Origin of the sequence: Streptomyces sp. 6N223, from assembly GCF_052246635.1 — a bacterium.
Lineage (GTDB): Bacteria > Actinomycetota > Actinomycetes > Streptomycetales > Streptomycetaceae > Streptomyces.
This window is the reverse complement of sequence record NZ_JBQQCA010000067.1, coordinates 17,632-34,475: the sequence shown is the minus strand read 5'-3', so window position 1 is coordinate 34,475 and position 16,844 is coordinate 17,632. Positions and strand designations below refer to the sequence as shown.

Below are 16,844 nucleotides of genomic sequence, written 5' to 3'. Positions count from 1 at the left end.
GGTGGGCGGGGGTGGCGGACGGCTCCCTCCCACTCGATCGTCGCCGGAGGCTTGCTCGTGATGTCGAGCGTGACGCGGTTGACGCCGGCGACCTCGTTCGTGACGCGGGTGGAGACCTTCGCCAGCAGGTCGTAGGGGAGGCGGGAGAAGTCGGCGGTCATGGCGTCCTCGGAGGAGACGGGGCGCAGGACGACCGGGTGGCCGTAGGTGCGGCCGTCGCCCTGGACGCCGACGCTGCGGATGTCGGCCAGGAGCACGACGGGGCACTGCCAGATCTCGCGGTCGAGCCCGGCGGCGGTCAGCTCCTCGCGCACGATGGCGTCGGCCTCGCGGAGGGTGTCGAGGCGTTCCCGCGTGACCTCGCCGATGATGCGGATGGCCAGGCCCGGGCCGGGGAACGGCTGCCGGTGGACGATCTCGTCCGGCAGGCCCAGCTCCTGGCCGACCATCCGCACCTCGTCCTTGAAGAGGCGGCGCAGCGGCTCGACCAGCTCGAAGCCGAGGTCCTCCGGCAGGCCGCCGACGTTGTGGTGGGACTTGATGTTCGCCGTGCCGGTGCCGCCGCCGGACTCGACGACGTCGGGGTAGAGGGTGCCCTGGACGAGGAAGGCGTAGTCGCCCTGGGCGACCAGCTCGGCCTGGGCGGCCTCGAAGACGCGGATGAACTCCCGCCCGATGATCTTCCGCTTCTGCTCCGGGTCGCTGACGCCCGCCAGCGCCTCCAGGAAGCGCTCGGAGGCGTCCACGACCTTCAGGGAGACGCCGGTGGCGGCGACGAAGTCCTTCTCGACCTGCTCGGTCTCGCCCTTGCGCATCAGGCCGTGGTCCACGTACACGCAGGTCAGCCGGTCGCCGATGGCGCGGTTGACGAGGGCGGCGGCCACCGCGGAGTCCACGCCGCCCGAGAGAGCGCAGATGGCCCGGCCCGCCTCGCCGACCTGGGCGCGCACGGCGGCGATCTGCTCCTCCACGATGCTCCCGGCCGTCCAGGCGGGGGTGATGCCCGCGCCCCGGTACAGGAAGTGTTCGAGGAGCTGCTGGCCGTGGGTGGAGTGCATCACCTCGGGGTGGTGCTGCACGCCGTACAGCCGGCGGGCGTCGTCCTCGAAGGCGGCGACGGGGACGGTGTCGGTGGAGGCGGTGACGGTGAAGCCCTCGGGCGCGGCGGAGCAGGCGTCGCCGTGGGACATCCACACCTGCTGCTGGTCGGGGGTGCCCTCGAAGAGGGTGGAGCCGGGCTTGGAGACGGCCAGCCGGGTGCGGCCGTACTCGCGGGCGCCGGTGTTGTCGACGGTGCCGCCGAGGGCCTGGGCCATGAGCTGGAAGCCGTAGCACATGCCGAGGACCGGCACCCCGGCCCGGAAGAGGGCGGGGTCGATGCCCGGGGCGTCGTCGGCGTAGACGGAGGCGGGGCCGCCGGAGAGGATGATCGCCTTGGGGTTGCGGGCGAGGATCTCCGCCACGGGTGTGGTGGAGGGGACGATCTCGCTGTAGACCCGGGCCTCGCGGACGCGGCGGGCGATGAGCTGGGCGTACTGAGCGCCGAAGTCGACGACGAGGACCGTGTCCGGGGGGGTGAGGGGGGAGGCCACTTCGGCTGCCTTTCGTGCCTGTGGTGCCTGGCGGCGTGAGGGTTCCTGGGGTCCGAGTCTACCGACGGGGGCACCTGGCATACTGGGGTGCATGCACAGCAGCAGCGTCTTCGTCTTTACCTATGGCAGCGGCCCGGCCGCCTGCCATGCGAAGCGCTGCTGACTGACGACGAAGCGACTTCCCCAGGCGCCCCGGGCCCCAGTGGCCCGGGGCGTCGGCGTCGCGGGCCGCCGGGCGGGACCGGGGCTCCTCCACCACAAGGAGCCACCGATGAACACGAGCAGGGACACGGCAGCCGGCGATACGCCCGCGCCGACGGCCGCGGCGACGGCCACGGGCGCGGCCACGGCGACGGCCACGGCCGGGATCGAGGAGGCGCGGCGCGAGATCGACGCGCTGGACGACCGGATCGTGGCGCTGATCCGCGAGCGGATGGCCGTCTCCGAACGCATCCAGCGCACCCGGCTCGCCTCCGGCGGGCGGCGGGTGCACCTGGCGCGGGAGATGGAGATCCTGCGGCGCTACCGGGAGGAGCTGGGGCGGCCGGGCACGCAGCTGGCGATGACGCTGCTGGAGCTGTGCCGGGGCCGGGCCTGAGACGTCAACCAACGCGGGTGCGGCGAGTCACCCGTACGGCGCGTGACCGGCCTGCGAGCGGCTTCGTTGAATGGGTTGTCCCCGGAGCGAAGAGACGTCAAGGACCTTCCCGGTGTGGCGAGGGCTCCGCGTCGTGGGACCTCGTTCCGGTGCGGTGACCGGGCAGCAGGGGACAGCGGCCGGTCACAGTGTGGGGCGGCCGGTTCCCGGGACGCCGGGAACCGGCCGCACAGCATCCGTCACGAGCCTTGCGGGATGGGAGCGGCATCCACGACGATGCAGACAGGGGCAGAAACAAGGCCATGAGACAAGGCGTGTTGGCGGGCCACGGCCTCACCCCCTCCCAGTGGCCCGGCCAACGGCGGCGGCGCCTCTCCCCCCGGGCGCCGCGCCCTTCAGCACCGGCGCCGCCCTGTCACCGGTGCTGAACCACGGGCCCCGGCCCGCCGTTTTCCCTCCGTAACGGCGAGCCGGGGCCTCTCTCCGTTCTCCGAGGTGTGGGGTTTCTGTGTCCCGTTCGTGATCACGGTGGAGGCAACCCGGAGACGCGGGCACGAGTCATCTTCCTCGAAGGGGTCCGTTCCCAATCCCCCGGGGGATGGGCCTCTTCACACGCCTTCACCAGCGCAGCGCGGCGAAGGCGCCCGCGGGAACGGCGGGGCGGCGCGGGCGCACGGGCTCCAGGCGCTGGTAGGCGTACGGCGCCTCCTGCGGCGGGCGCGGGTCCGCCTCGCCACGGTTCGGCCACAGGGCCAAGGCGCGCTCCGCCTGCGCGGTGATGGTCAGCGCCGGGTTGACCCCGAGGTTGGCGGAGACCGCGGAGCCGTCCACGACCGAGATGCCGGGGTGCCCGTAGAGCCGGTGGTACGGGTCCACCACGCCGTGCTCCGGGTCCGCACCGATGGGGCAGCCGCCGAGGAAGTGCGCGGTGAGCGGCGTTCCGATCAGCTCGCCGACGTTGGTGCCCGCGAAGCCGTTGATGGACTCGGCCAGGCGGCGCGCGGCCTCCGCTCCCTCCGGTATGTGGTCGGGGTTGGGCGCGCCGTGGCCCCGCCGGGCGGTGAGCAGGCCACGGCCGGGGCGGCGCGTGCGGCGGTAGGTGGTGAGGGAGTTGTCGTGGGTCTGCATCACCAGGCCGATGATGGTGCGCTCCGACCACCGGCGGTTGGAGAGCGAGGTGAGGAAGAGGAGCGGGTGGCGGAGGCTGGTCGCGGCGTACGCCAGGAGGCGCGGCATCCGGCCGCCCCGGCGGAACTGCTTGATCGCCAGGAATCCCATGGCGTTGGAGCCCTTGCCGTAGCGCACGGGCTCGATGTGGGTGTGCTCGTCGGGGTGGATGGAGGAGGTGATGGCGACGCCCCGGGTGAAGTCGGGCTCGCGGCCGTAGCGGCGGGGGCTGGTGCGGGCGCCCACCAGGGCCTCGGAGTTGGTGCGGGTGAGGGTGCCGAGGCGGTCGGAGAGGCGGGGCAGGGCGCCGGTGTCGCGCATGCGGTGCAGCAGGGTCTGGGTGCCGTAGGTCCCGGCGGCGAGGACGACGTGGCGGGCGGTCAGGGTGCGTTGGCGCTTGCGGCGCCGGCGCGGTGAGGCGTCGGTGGGGACGGTGGTGATGGCGTAGCCCTCGCCGGAGTCCGCCTCGGCGACAGTGGTGACGGTGGTGAGGGGCTGGACCTCGGCGCCCGCGCGTTCGGCGAGGTGGAGGTAGTTCTCGTTGAGGGTGTTCTTGGCGCCGTGGCGGCAGCCGGTCATGCACTCGCCGCACTCAAGGCAGGCGCGGCGGGCTGGTCCGGCGCCGCCGAAGTACGGGTCGGGCGCGTCCTGGCCGGGCTTGGCGGTTGTCGCGCCCTCCGCGTCGGCGTCCTGGCCGTCGCCGAAGAAGACGCCGACGGGCGCGAGGTGGAAGGTGTCGCCGCAGCCCATGCGTTCGGCGGCGTCCTTCAGGTGCCGGTCGGAGGGGGTGACGGTGGGGTTGAGGCGGGCGCCGAGCATCCGCCGGGCCTGCTCGTAGTACGGCGCCAGCTCCGACCGCCAGTCGGTGATGCCGCCCCACTGGCGGTCGGTGAAGAACGCCTCGGGCGGCACGTAGAGGGTGTTGGCGTAGTTGAGGGAGCCGCCGCCAACGCCCGCGCCTGCCAGGATCATGACATTGCGCAGCAGGTGGATGCGCTGGATGCCGTACAGCCGCAGCCTCGGGGCCCACAGGTAGGCGCGCAGGTCCCAGGAGTTCCTGGGCAGTTCGTCGCGGGCGAAGCGGCGCCCGGCCTCCAGCACCGCGACCCGGTAGCCCTTCTCGGCCAGGCGCAGCGCGGCGACGGAGCCGCCGAAGCCGGAGCCGACGACCACCACGTCGTAGTCGACGTCCGTTTCCGTCACCTGAACCCCAGCGTCTTCAGCGCCTTCAGGGAGCGGGTCATGAACGCCGCGTACCGGCGGTCGTCCATGCCGAGGGAGGGGGCGATCGGCAGCAGCCGCTGGTGGGCGAGGGTCTGCGACTCGGTGAACTTCAGGATGCCCTCCGCGCCGTGGCGGCGGCCGAGCCCGGAGTCGCCCCGGCCGCCGAGCGGCGCCTGCGCGCTGCCGTACGCCGCCGCGTATCCCTCGTTGATGTTGACGGTGCCGGTGCGGAGCTGGGCGGCGACGCGGCGGGCGCGGCGGGCGTTGCGCGTCCAGACGCTGGCGTTGAGGCCGTAGGGGGTGGCGTTGGCGCGCTCGATGGCCTCGGCGTCGTCGCGGACGCGGGCGATGGAGACGACCGGGCCGAAGGTCTCCTCCTCGCAGGCGAGCATGGGCGGTTCGACGCCGGTGAGGATCGTCGGCTCGTGGAAGTACGGGCCGAGGTCGGGGCGGGGGTGGCCGCCCGCCAGCAGGGTCGCGCCGTGTTCGAGGGCGTCGGCGACGTGGCGGGTGACGCGCTCCAGCTGCGCGGCGGAGGCGAGCGGGCCCATGTCGGTGCCGTAGTCGAGGGAGGGGCCGAGCCGCATCGCCTTGGTGCGTTCGGTGAAGCGCTCGATGAACGCCTCGGCGACGGCCTCGTGGACGAGGATCCGCTCCATGGAGACGCACAGCTGGCCGGCGGAGGCGAAGCAGGAGCGGATCGCGCCGGCCGCCGCCTTGTCGGGGTCGGCGTCGTCGAGCACCAGCATGGCGTTCTTGCCGCCGAGTTCGAGGGTGGCGCCGACGAGGCGGGCGGCGGCGGCCTGGGCGACCTGGCGGCCGGTGTGGGTGGAGCCGGTGAAGGTGACGTAGTCGGCGCGCTCGATGACCTGCGGGCCGACGACCGGGCCGTCGCCGAGCACGATCTGCCACACGTCCTCGGGCAGCCCGGCCTCCATCATCAGGCGGCGGGCCCACAGGGCGGTCAGCGCCGTCTCGGTGTCGGGCTTCATCACGACGGCGTTGCCGGCGGCGAAGGCCGGGAGGGCGTCGCCGATGGAGAGTTCGAGGGGATAGTTCCAGGGGGAGATGTGGCCGATGACGCCGTGGGGGTGGCGCAGCTCGCGGACCTTGGTGAGGACGGGGAAGGCGCCGGTGCGGCGGCGGGTCCGCAGGTACGCCGGGGCCTTGCGGCCGTAGTGCCGGGCGGCGACGGCGACGACCTGCACCTCCTCGTGGGCCTGCAGCCGGGCCTTGCCGGTCTCCAGCTGGATGAGGTCCAGCGCCTCGTCCTGGCGGCGCAGCAGGAGGTCGTGGAAGCGCAGCAGCACGGCGGTGCGGCGGCGCAGGGGGCGCGCGGCCCAGGAGCGCTGGGCCCGGCGCGCGCGGTCGAAGGCGGCGTCGACCTCGGCCTCGGTGGCCTGCGGCAGCTCGGCGAGGCGATGGCCGGTGAGCGGGCTGTGGCACGCGGTGGTGCCGCTGCCGTGTACGCCCTGGGTCAGCCGCGCCACGAGCGCGGGGGTGACGAGCTGGGCGGCGCGGGCCTCAAGGTCTGTCTGTGCTGTCTGTGCTGTCTGTGCTGACTGCTCTGACTGCGACTCCACTGTCGTCATACGCGGAGGGTACGACCGCGTGGCGGCCGCTGGCTACCCGGCGGTAACTGCTTTCTGGGCGGTGGTCAGCTGGACTCGTCGCCGGAGCCGTTCGCGGACTCGCCCGGGGACTCGCCGGGGGACTCGCCCGTGGATCCGTCGTGGATCTCCAGGTGCTCGATGATGTCGGCGTACAACTGCTCGCCGTAGGCGCGGGCGGCCCCTCGCTCGCCGGGCATGTTCACCTGCACCTGCCACAGCTGGTCGCCACCCTGCTCCCCGTAGAACAGCGACCTGCGGCGGGTGAGGTGGTCGTCGTCCTCGGCGGCGTAGGCGTCGCGCGCGTTCACCCACAGCTCGGCGGCCTCGCGCTCCTGGAACACGGTGTCCTTCCAGTCGCCGTCGACGTCCTCGTAGCTGGTGTCCTCCCGGAAGCCGTCGAGCGTCTCCACCGCCACCTGCAGCGGGCGCCTGTCCTCCTCCTCGTCCCAGGACCACACGTAGACGCCGTAGATGCCGTCCGGCGACTCGTAGCCCACCTTGCCGTCCTCATCGTCGACGAAGCGCTGGAAGCCCTCCGGCACGGCGATCGTCATCCGGAAGTCCTCCTCCTTGTGCGCGCGCCAGCCCTCCGGGAGCGCGGAGGCGTCGTCGCCGTCGCCGAACGGGCTGGCCGGGCTGAACGGGGCGAGCACCAGCGTCGTCGCCAGCACGACGGCGGCCACGGCGCCGGCGAGCAGGGCGCGGCGACGGCGACGGCGGGGCGAGGAAATCCCGGCGCGCAGGCTGAGCGTCCCCGTGCCGGCCAGCCGGGTGGCGGCCACGGTCGCGTCGACGGGCGGTGCGGCGATGACCTCCTTGAGGATCCGGCGTATCTCCTCGGGCCTGGGGCGGTCTGCCGGGCGCTTGGCGAGCAGCCGCATGACGAGCTCGCCCAGCGGGCCCGGCGCCCGCACCGGGGGCTGCGGGTCGGCGGACATCAGCGCCTGCAACGTGGCGCCGGAGTTGGTCCTGCGGAACGGCGAGACGCCCTCCACCGCCGCGTAGAGCAGCACCCCGAGCGAGAACAGATCGGACTCCGGACCCGGGCGCTGGCCGGCCGCGCGTTCCGGGGCAGTGTACTCCAGCGAGCCGACGAACGCGCCGGTGGTGGTCAGGCCCTGCTCACCCTCCATCTGGGCGATGCCGAAGTCCGTCAGCACGACCCGCTCGTGACGGCCGAGCATCACGTTGGCGGGCTTGACGTCGCGGTGCAGCACCCCCGCCTCGTGGGCGGCGGCCAGGGCGTCGAGCACGGCGAGTCCGATGCGGGCGGCCTCCCGGGACTCGATCGTGCCGGTCTCCAGCACCTCGGCGAGGGACTCGCCGCGCACCAGCTCCATCACCAGCCACGGCCGGCCGTCCTCGATCACCACGTCGTACACGGTGACGACGTTCGGGTGGTCGATGCGGGCAGCGGCGCGCGCCTCGCGCTGCATCCGCAGGTGAAGCATGGCCCGCCGCTCCTCGGCGACGCCCTCCGGCAGACGCGACTCCTTCACGGCAACGGCCCGGTCCACGACCTCGTCATGCGCGCGCCACACCGTTCCCATGCCGCCGTGCCCGAGCTTCACGGCCAGCCGGTACCGGCCGCCGAGCAGCCGGCCCTCCCCGCCGTCGGGGCCGGACGGCGGTGGCGCCACCTGCGTGGGCGGCGGGAGTCCGTAGCTGGTGGTCTCGTCCGCCGCTCCCCCGTCGCTGTTCATGCCCCCCATCTATACCTGGGCCGGACGGCGGTCGGCTCCCGGTGTCCGTGACAGGTACATATTCGTGACGGAACTCAGCCGTCGTGGATCTCCAGGTGCTCCAGCACGGCGCATCATGTCCCGCGCGGGAATCTAGTAGCTGTCGTACCCGGGCTCACCGCTCGGCCGGTAGACGCCGACGACGGTGCCGCCCTTCGTCGTCGAGACGCTGACCGGTTCCAGCGCAGTGGGGATCGCTCCGTCGGCGAACAGCCGCTTGCCGGTGCCGATGATCACCGGGTGGATGGTCAGCCGGTACTCGTCCACGAGGCCGTGCCGCATGAGGGTCTGGGCGAGGTCGCCGCTGCCGACGACGTTGATGTTGCCGCCGTCGGACGCCTTCAGCTTGCGTACCGCGTCGACGATGTCGCCCTCCAGCAGCGTGGAGTTCTGCCACGCGACGGACGTCAGGGTCCGAGACGCCACGTACTTGTGCATGCTGTTCATCCGATCGGTGAACGGGTTGTCGGGATCTGCGGTCGGCCAGTACGACGCGAAGATCTCGTACGTCTTGCGGCCGAGCAGCATCGCGTCGGAGTGCTCGTACCAACCGGCGATGGCCGTGCCGACCTCGTCGTCGGCCACCGGCTTCTGCCAGCCGCCGTGCTCGAAGCCGCTTTCGGCGTCCTCGTCCGGACCGCCCGGCGCCTGCATGACGCCGTCCAGCGTCAGGAACGTGCAAACGATGATCTTGCGCATGATGTGCTCCCTTCGTCGACGGGTAGACCGCGCAACCGCCGGAAAGTCATCGGCGGTGTCTCGGGCCACCAGGCGGCTGCGCTCGGCTCCTCGGAGGCGCCCTCGCCCTGCCCGGACAGGCGGCTCACCGGGCCGCCCGACAGGTACAGACTCGTGACGCCCGCGCGGCCGCCCGGCCCTTCGGCTCAGCCGGTGACGGTGTAGCTGCCGGCCGTGGTCTCGTTGATCTCGTTCAGCCGGGCCTCCTCCGAGGCCGGGCCGCGCACCAGCACCACGTGGTAGTGGCCCTCGATCACCACGACCTGGTTGAAGGCGACGAGCTGCTCGCCGCCCTCCCGCCAGACGAAGACGCCGGTGACCATGGCCGAGTCGCCCACGCCTATCTCGTAGATGTCGCGGAAGGAGCTGTACTCGTCGGCGCGGTACGCCTCCAGCTCGGGCTCCCGGTCCTGCTGGTAGTCCAGCAGGTCGTCGCCGAACTCCTCGACGCTGTCGCGCCCCGGCACGACCACGATCTCCAGCGGTCCGTCGGCGTAGATCACCTGGCCGGCGTCGTTCATGCCCTGGCGGCTGAAGCCCTCGGGAACGACGAGCGAGAAGCCCTCCGCGTCCTGGCGCGCGACGAAGCCCTCGGGCACGTCCTGGCCGCCGCCGTCGTCGGTGGGCTGGTTCCCGCCGCCGGACGGCTCCGGGTCCGGGTCCTCGCCGCCCGCGCCGCCGGTGCCGCCGCCGTTCTCGCCCTCGGCGGGCGGCGGGGAGACCGGCCCGGGGTCGGCCGCCTGGCCGCCGGTGCCGGCGTTCCCCTGCTCGCCGGAGTCGCTCGACTCGTTCGACTTGCCCGGCATGAATGCCATGGCGTAGACGACGGCGCCGGCCAGGCCGAGCAGCACGAGGCTCAGCAGCAGACGGCCGAGGCGGCGCGGGCCGGGCGCCGCGCGGGCCCGGGGGCGGGAGCGGGCGCGCGGGCGGCGGCGCAGCGGGCCCACCAGGACGCCGCGGCGCCGCACGACCGGCAGCCTACGCGGGTCGGAGGGCCGCCCCGGCTCCAGCGCGGGCGGCGGCGCGGTGACCGTGTTGCGGCCCACCTCGGGCTCGGGGGCGCTGCGCAGCAGCGAACGCAGCCAGCCGCGCAGCTCCTCGGCGCTGGGGCGTTCGGTGGGGTCCTGACGCAGCAGCGACTCCACGATGGGGCGCAGCGCGCCGCAGTCCTCGGCGAAGGCGGGCTGCTCGGAGCAGACGGCCTGGGTCAGCTCGGCGGCGCTCTCCTCGGGATAGGCCGGGTAGCCCTGCACGGCGCGGAAGAGGAGCGCGCCCAGCGCCCAGAAGTCGGCCGCGGGGCCGACGGGCGGGGCCAGGCGCCAGTGCTCGTAGACCGGGCCGGCCTGCTCGGGTGCCCAGCGCTCGGTGACCGCGCCGACGGTCGTCATGCGGGCCTGCCGGGCGCGTTCGGCGGCGAGCGCGCTGTCGGGGCCCCGGTAGCGCTCGGCGACCTGCGGCGCGGGCTGGGACTGGGACTGGGGCGGGAGTTGGTGCTGGTGATGGTGCTGCGGGGCCGGCTGGTGGGGCGGCCCGGGCTGCGGCTGGGGGCGGCCGGGTGAGTGGCGGGGCTCCGGCTCCCAGCCGGTGCGCGCGGGGAAGTCGGGGTGGCCGGGGCCGGGCAGGGCCGCGGGCCCGCCGCCGCTGCCGCGCCTGGCGTTGGCCGCCGCCTGCGTGCCGGCGCGGTACGCGGCTATCGCGCCGCTGCGCGCGGCCCGCTCCTCGGCGGTCCGGGCGTCGCGGTTTCCGCCGTCGTCGGCCCGGTCCGGGGAACGCCCGCCCCCCTCGAAGTCCCAGGAGGCGGGCAGCGCGCCCGCGTCGTCCTGGCCGTCGTGCCCGTCCTGGGCGGGGTCCGGCTGCCGGCCGCCGCCCTGCTGGCGCATCCGCGCGACGAGGTCGGCGGCGCCGCCACCGGCCTCCTGCCCCTCGTCCTCCCCCTCGCTCGCGCTCGCGCTCGCGTCGACGCGCTGCACGGCCCCCGTGTCCCACCGCTGGTACGCCGCCGGCAGGCTGCCCGACGGCCCGGTCGGGGCGTTCCGACGCGGCCGGTCGGGGGATTCGGGCTGCGTCTCCGCGCCCGTCCCCCGGCGGTGCGCCGCGCGCCACGAGGGCTCCGCGGGGGGCGGCTCGCCCGCGCCGTTCGTCCATGGCGGGCCGTCGGGCTGGAGCCCGACGCCCTGCCCCTGGGTGTGCCAGTCGAAGGTGCCGGGGCCGGGCAGCTCGTCGTCCCACCCGTCGAAGTCCGGCGCCTGCGGCCCGCCGGGCCCGGGCGCGGGCGCGGGGCCTTGTCCCTGCGGCTGCCAGCCCAACGGGCCGTACTCCCCGGGCCGCTCCGCCTCCAGGTCGTGCAGGCCCTCGGGCCGACCCTGCCCGCCGCCCTGGCCCTCGGCGTGCCAGCCGAAGGGGCTCGCCCCCTCCCCCCCGGATCCGGCGCCACCGCCGTGCCCTTGCGGGTGCCAGCCCAACGGCCCATGGGCCCCCGGCCGTTCCGGTCCCGCGGGCAGGCCCTGGCGGTCAGCCTCGGGGCCGGCGGCCAGCGGGCGTTCGCCGGTCGCGGCGCCGGGCTGGGGGTGGGCGCCCCAGCCCTCGGCGGCCGGGGTCTGGGCCCGCAGGCCCACGGCGGTCTCGTTCGTGCCGCCCGGCAGCGGGTCGTAGCCGCACAGCGCCTCCTCGGCCGCGCCCACCGCGAGGCCCGTCAGCACGGCGCGCCCGTCGTCACAGATCATCACCGTGCGGGCGGTGAGGTTGCGGTGGGTCCAGCCGTGGGCGTGCACGATGCGCAGCGCCGCGAGCAGGTCGGCGGCCACCTCGGCGGCCCGATAGGGCGTCAGGCGATGCTCGGCCAGCACCGCCGCCAGCGGCCTGGCGGCCACTAATTCGCTGACGATCCACAGGCCGTCGCCCTGCACGAAGACGTCGAAGACCTGGTCGAGGCGCGGGTGGTCGGCCAGCCGGGACGCCGCCGTGGCGGCCTCGACCGCGCGGCGCACCATCGGGTCCCCGGGCTCGCGGGTGGCGCGGTCGTCGGGCATGCCGCGCCGGGCGGGCCGGGACCGGCCGTCGCCGTCGAGCATCTCGGCGTCTATCACCTCGGGCAACGGCACCTGCCGCACCAGGACTTCCTGGCCGACGACAGTGTCGAAGGCGCGGGATTCGACGAGTTCGAACTCCTCCGAGGGCGTCCTGGGCAGGCGATAGCGATCGGCGAGAAGCCTTCCGGCGTAGGCGTCGTACCTTTCGTACGTGTCCACGATGCCTCACCTCCCCGCCGCGCACGCCCCCGGGCCGTAGCAGAAGTAGCAGTACCGGTCTCTCACGATACGTGCCGTAGACATACCACGGCCACGGGCAGTCAACTCCTGATATCGGTCAGTCGAGTGGCTGGAACGTGTCAAAAACGGTATCGCGGAGGCTTTCGCACGTCTCGCCGTCCCATTCGTCCGCCGCGCAGCTCACGCCGATCGAGTAGCCCTGGTCGTCGTCGACGCGGAAGAGGCGGGTGAGGACGTGGACGCGCTCGCCGTCCTCGGTGCGCTCGAACTCCCAGTCCGCGACGGTCGGGTAGCCGCGCCACGCGACCGGGGAGGCGCTGAGGAACTCGTAGTCCGAGCCGTCGTCGGAGACGGCCGGCTCCAGCGCCTGCCAGGCGGACAGCGCGCTGTCGGCCGGGCTGCTGTCGAAGGTGACCGCCACCTCGGAGGCCGAGCCGTCCGGCGCGGCGTACGTGCCCGCGCCGGTCTCCTCCCAGCCCGAGGGCAGCGACATGCTGAACCGCAGCCCCTCGTCGACGTGCTCGGACATGCCGCCGGGGTCCTCGGGCAGCGTGGCGTCCGGGTCGTTGCTCGGCACGGTGCCGGGCGGGCCTCCGTCGTCCGTGGGCTCCTCGGTCGGCTCCTGGGTGGGCTCGTCGGTCTCGTCCTGCGTCGGGTCCGTCGTCTCCTCGGGGGTCGGCTCGCCGCTGCCGTCGGAGGCTCCGCCGTCCTGGCCCTCGCTCTGGCTCTCCTCCGGGCTGCCGCCCTCGGAGTCGCCGCCGAGGGTGGTGGCGAGGGCGGCGCCGACGAGGGCGAGCAGCACGACGGCCACGCCGACGATGATCAGCGTCCGGCGCCGCGAGGAGCCGCCGCCGGGGCCCGCCGGGCCGGCCGGGTGGCCGCCGCCCTGCGCGGGGAGCCCCACCGGCGGCGGGGGCGTCGGCGGGGTCGCGGGCCCGGACGCCGGAGGCGGGGAGGGCTGGGAGACCGGGGCCGGGGCGGCGTACGGCGTGGGGCCGGGGGCGGCGGGCCGCGCGCCCATCACCATGGTGCTGCTGTCGCCGGCCGGGAGGGGCGCGGCGGGCGGCTCCTCCTCGGCCGAGGCCGCCGGGCCTGCGAACGGCGGCGGCGTGGGCGGCTCCAGCGCGGCGAGCAGCAGCTCCCGCGTGCGGGCCTCGGTCAGCCGGTTGGCGGGCTCCTTGTCGAGCAGCCCGGTGATGACCTCGGTCAGCGCCCCGGCCTGGCGCGGCGGCGGCACCGGGTCGTGCATGACGGCGGCGAGCGTGGCGATCGCGCTGCCCTCGTCGTACGGCGGCATGCCCTCGACGCAGCAGTACAGCAGCGCGCCGAGCGACCACATGTCGGCGGGCGGGCCGAGCACCTCGCCGCGGGCGCGCTCGGGGGATATGTACGACGGGGCGCCGACGAGCATGCCGGTGGAGGTGATGGAGGGGTCGCCCTCGACCTTGGCGATGCCGAAGTCGGTGAGGACGACGCGGCCGTCCTCCGCGGCGACGAGGACGTTGGACGGCTTCACGTCGCGGTGGAGGATCCCCGCACCGTGGGCGGCGCGCAGCACGTCGAGTACGGCGAGCCCGATCTCGGCGACGCGGGGCGGCGGCATGGGCCCGTCGTTGCGGATGATGTCGGCGAGCGAACGCCCCTCGATCAGCTCCATCACAATCCAGGGTCGGGAGCCCTCGTCCACGACGTCGAAGACGGTGACGACGCCCTGGTTGCGGATGCTGGCGATGGCCTTGGCCTCGCGCAGGGTGCGGGTGATCATGCGGGTGCGCTCGTGGTCGTCGACGCCGCCGGGCAGCCGCAGCTCCTTGACGGCGACGACGCGGCCGAGCATCTCGTCGTGGGCCCGCCAGACCGTGCCCATGCCGCCGCGGCCGACGGCGTCGGCGAGGCGGTAACGCCCGGCCAGCAGCCGCCCGGTCTCGTCCGCCGGAGGACCGGGCGCGGCGTCGCCGCCGGACTCGGCCGCCCCGGCCTCGGGCTGGGGCTCCACCGGGCCGGAGTCGGGCAGGCCCACGAGGGGCGCGTCGCCGCCCAGCGAGGCGTCCTCGTCGTCTTGAGCGGCCTCGGCGTCCTGGCCGTCCCCGGCGGCGGGGGGCGTGCCGACGAGCGGCGCGTCGCCGCCCAGCGAGGCGTCCTCGTCGTCGTCATCGGCGGGCGCCCCGGCCCAGGGTGTGCCGGGGGGCGGGGTGGGGGCGTCCTGCGGCTCGCGCGCCGACAGCCGCACCGTCCCCGGCTCGGCCGGCAGCGGCCGCCACCGCACGGGCTCCGGCCCCTCCCCGGACGCCTCGGACGCACCGGACGCACCGGACGCACCGGCCGTGCCCAGGTGCACCGTGCCGCCCGGTGAGGGCTCGGCGTCCGAAGGCGGGGGCGGGGGCGCGTCCTGCGGCTCCTGCCGCCCCATGTCCAGCGTCTCGGGACGGATCTCGGCAGCGGCCGGCGGAACGTCCTGGGGCTCGGCGTCCGAGGGCGGCGGAACGTCCCGCGGCTCCTGCCGCCCCATGTCCAGCGTCTCGGGACGGATCTCGGCAGCGGCCGGCGGAACGTCCTGGGGCTCCGCGTCGGAGGGCGGCGGAGCGTCCCGCGGCTCGCGCGCGGCCAGGAAGACGGTGCCGGGCTCGGGCGGGAGTCCCGGCGGCGCGGGCTCCGGGCTCTCCTCGGACTCGCCGGGTCCCTCGGCTGGGCCGACCGCGTCGGCCGGCTCCGCCTCGTCCGCCTCCGCCGCCTCGGAGAACTGCGGTGGCCGCGGCGGCGGCGGTGGCTGCGGCGGCATCGGGGGCAGGGGTGGCATGGCCGGGACCGGCGGGGGCGCCGACGCCTCCGGGCCACCATCGGCCGGGGCGTCCGCGGAGGCGGCGTACCACGGCGTCGCGTCCTGCGGCTCCGCCGCCTCGTCCGAAGCGCCCATGTTCAGCGTCCCCCCGTCGCGCGGCACGCCAGGCGGACCCGACGCGCCGTTGGCGCCGTTGGCGCCGTCGGCCGCGTCGTCCGCGTCGTTCGCGTCACGGTTGACTTCCGCGTTTTCCTGGCCCATGCCGCCCTTGCCGCCCATGCGTTCGAGTCCCCTCCGGCTAACCCGGTCATTGTCACCCATCCGGAGGACGCCAGATCCCCCCGGAGCCGTTCCGCGCCGAAGACGCGGGACGCATCACAGCGGGGCGGTGTCCGGGGCCTCCAGGCGTGCGGCGTCGGCGGTCTGGTCGTCGGGCTGGAGCTGCGACTGACGCTCCGCCTCCACCCGCCTCCCGTAGTGCTCGACCTCGCGCTCGATCCGCGCCGCGTCCCACCCCAGCACCCCGGCCATCAGCTCGGCGCACTCGCGGGCACTGCGCGTGCCACGGTCGAAGGTCTCGATCGAGATGCGGGTACGCCGGGTGAGGACGTCCTCCAGGTGCCGGGCGCCCTCGTGCGAACAGGCGTAGACGATCTCGGCCTTGAGGTAGTCGTCGGCGGCGGGCAGCGGCTCGCCGAGCGCCGGGTCCTTCGTGACGAGCTCCAGCACCTCCTCCGTCAGCGAGCCGTACCGGTTCAGCAGGTGCTCGATGCGCGCCTCGTGCAGCCCGGCGCGGGCGGCGATGCGGGCGCGGGCGTTCCACAGCGCGTGGTACCCCTCGGCCCCGGCCAGCCGCACCTCCTCCGTGCAGCAGTCGGCGACGCGCTGGTCAAGGCCGTGCACCGCCGCGTCCACGGCGTCCTTCGCCATCACCCGGTACGTGGTGAACTTGCCGCCCGCCACCACCACCAGGCCCGGCACGGGGTGGGCCACGGTGTGCTCGCGCGACAGCTTGCTGGTGGCGTCGGACTCGCCGGCCAGCAGCGGGCGCAGCCCGGCGTAGACGCCCTCCACGTCGTCGCGGGTCAGCGGCACGGCGAGCACGGAGTTGACGTGCTCCAGCAGGTAGTCGATGTCGGCGCTGGAGGCGGCCGGGTGGGCCTTGTCGAGGTCCCAGGGCGTGTCGGTGGTGCCGACGATCCAGTGGCGGCCCCAGGGGATGACGAACAGCACGCTCTTCTCGGTGCGCAGGATGAGGCCGGTCGCGGAGTGGATGCGGTCCTTGGGCACCACCAGGTGGATGCCCTTGGAGGCGCGCACGTGGAACTGGCCGCGCTCGGCGATCATGGCCTGCGTGTCGTCGGTCCACACGCCGGTGGCGTTGACGACCTGCTTGGCGCGGACCTCGTACGTGCCGCCGTCGCGCTCCAGGTCGGTCACGCGCACGCCGACGACGCGCTCGCCCTCCCGCAGGAACTCCCCGACGCGGGCGCGGTTGGCGGCCAGGGCGCCGTACCCGACGGCGGTGCGGACGAGGGTGGCGACGAAGCGGGCGTCGTCGACCTGGCCGTCGTAGTACTGCAACGCCCCGACCAGGGCGTCCTTGCGCAGCGCGGGCGCGACGCGCAGCGCGCGGCTGCGGCTGAGGTGCCGGTGGCGGGGCAGGCCGCGCCCGTGGCCCGAGGAGAGCGCCATCGTGTCGTACAGCGCGACGCCGGTGCCCGCGTACAGCCGCTCCCAGGCGCGGTGTTGCAGCGGATAGAGGAAGGGCACGGGCTTGACCAGGTGCGGGGCGATGCGCTCCAGCAGCAGGCCACGCTCCTTCAGCGCCTCCCTCACCAGGCCGAAGTCGAGCATCTCCAGGTAGCGCAGGCCTCCGTGGATGAGCTTGCTCGACCGGCTGGAGGTGCCTGACGCCCAGTCGCGGGCCTCGATCAGGCCGGTGCTCAGGCCTCGCGTCGCGGCGTCAAGGGCGGTGCCCGCGCCCACCACCCCGCCCCCGACCACCAGCACGTCGAGCTCCCGCTCCGCCATGCGTGCGAGTGCTTCGGTCCGGCTGCCCGGCCCCATTGCCGCCGTTCTCACCGCTGCCTCCCGTGCTTGCTCGTCGATGGTTCACCGG

The 16,844-nt window shown here is 74.7% G+C and carries 9 protein-coding genes; 1 reads left to right on the top strand and 8 read right to left on the bottom strand.

Features of this window, described 5'->3' with window-relative positions; all coding sequences use genetic code 11:
• Positions 1 to 1,592, bottom strand: a 1,592-nt coding sequence (guaA, locus tag ACTWQH_RS29005; RefSeq protein ID WP_443289753.1) for a glutamine-hydrolyzing GMP synthase, incomplete at its 3' end; no start/stop codon positions are given.
• 271 nt (positions 1,593 to 1,863) lie between these two features.
• Between guaA and ACTWQH_RS29000 the strand changes: the two genes are divergently transcribed.
• A complete protein-coding gene (locus tag ACTWQH_RS29000; RefSeq protein WP_443289752.1) occupies positions 1,864 to 2,190 on the top strand; it encodes a chorismate mutase in 327 nt (108 codons plus the stop codon).
• A 618-nt stretch (positions 2,191 to 2,808) separates the two neighbouring features.
• On the opposite strand, the gene ACTWQH_RS28995 is transcribed toward ACTWQH_RS29000, so the two are convergent.
• The 7 genes from ACTWQH_RS28995 to ACTWQH_RS28965 form a co-directional block, all read right to left on the bottom strand.
• Positions 2,809 to 4,560: an FAD-dependent oxidoreductase gene (locus ACTWQH_RS28995; RefSeq protein ID WP_443289751.1), complete on the bottom strand. Its 1,752-nt coding sequence runs from the start codon at positions 4,558 to 4,560 to the stop codon at positions 2,809 to 2,811.
• Positions 4,557 to 6,173, bottom strand: a complete 1,617-nt coding sequence (locus tag ACTWQH_RS28990; protein WP_443289750.1) for a succinic semialdehyde dehydrogenase — start codon at positions 6,171 to 6,173, stop codon at positions 4,557 to 4,559. The genes ACTWQH_RS28995 and ACTWQH_RS28990 overlap by 4 nt, the downstream gene beginning before the upstream one ends.
• A 65-nt stretch (positions 6,174 to 6,238) precedes the next feature.
• The gene (locus tag ACTWQH_RS28985; RefSeq protein ID WP_443289749.1) at positions 6,239 to 7,897 is read right to left on the bottom strand and encodes a serine/threonine-protein kinase; all 1,659 of its coding nucleotides are present in this window, start codon (positions 7,895 to 7,897) and stop codon (positions 6,239 to 6,241) included.
• A gap of 132 nt (positions 7,898 to 8,029) precedes the next feature.
• A complete protein-coding gene (locus ACTWQH_RS28980) occupies positions 8,030 to 8,635 on the bottom strand; it encodes a dihydrofolate reductase family protein (RefSeq protein ID WP_443289748.1) in 606 nt (201 codons plus the stop codon).
• A gap of 185 nt (positions 8,636 to 8,820) precedes the next feature.
• Entirely contained in the window at positions 8,821 to 11,922 is a 3,102-nt protein-coding gene (locus ACTWQH_RS28975) for a protein kinase (RefSeq protein WP_443289747.1), read from the bottom strand.
• A gap of 118 nt (positions 11,923 to 12,040) precedes the next feature.
• Positions 12,041 to 15,001 carry a protein kinase domain-containing protein gene (locus tag ACTWQH_RS28970; protein ID WP_443289746.1) on the bottom strand — a complete coding sequence of 987 codons (2,961 nt, stop codon included), beginning with the start codon at positions 14,999 to 15,001 and terminating at the stop codon, positions 12,041 to 12,043.
• 96 nt (positions 15,002 to 15,097) lie between these two features.
• Entirely contained in the window at positions 15,098 to 16,807 is a 1,710-nt protein-coding gene (locus tag ACTWQH_RS28965) for a glycerol-3-phosphate dehydrogenase/oxidase (protein ID WP_443289745.1), read from the bottom strand.
• Positions 16,808 to 16,844: the final 37 nt, after the last annotated feature.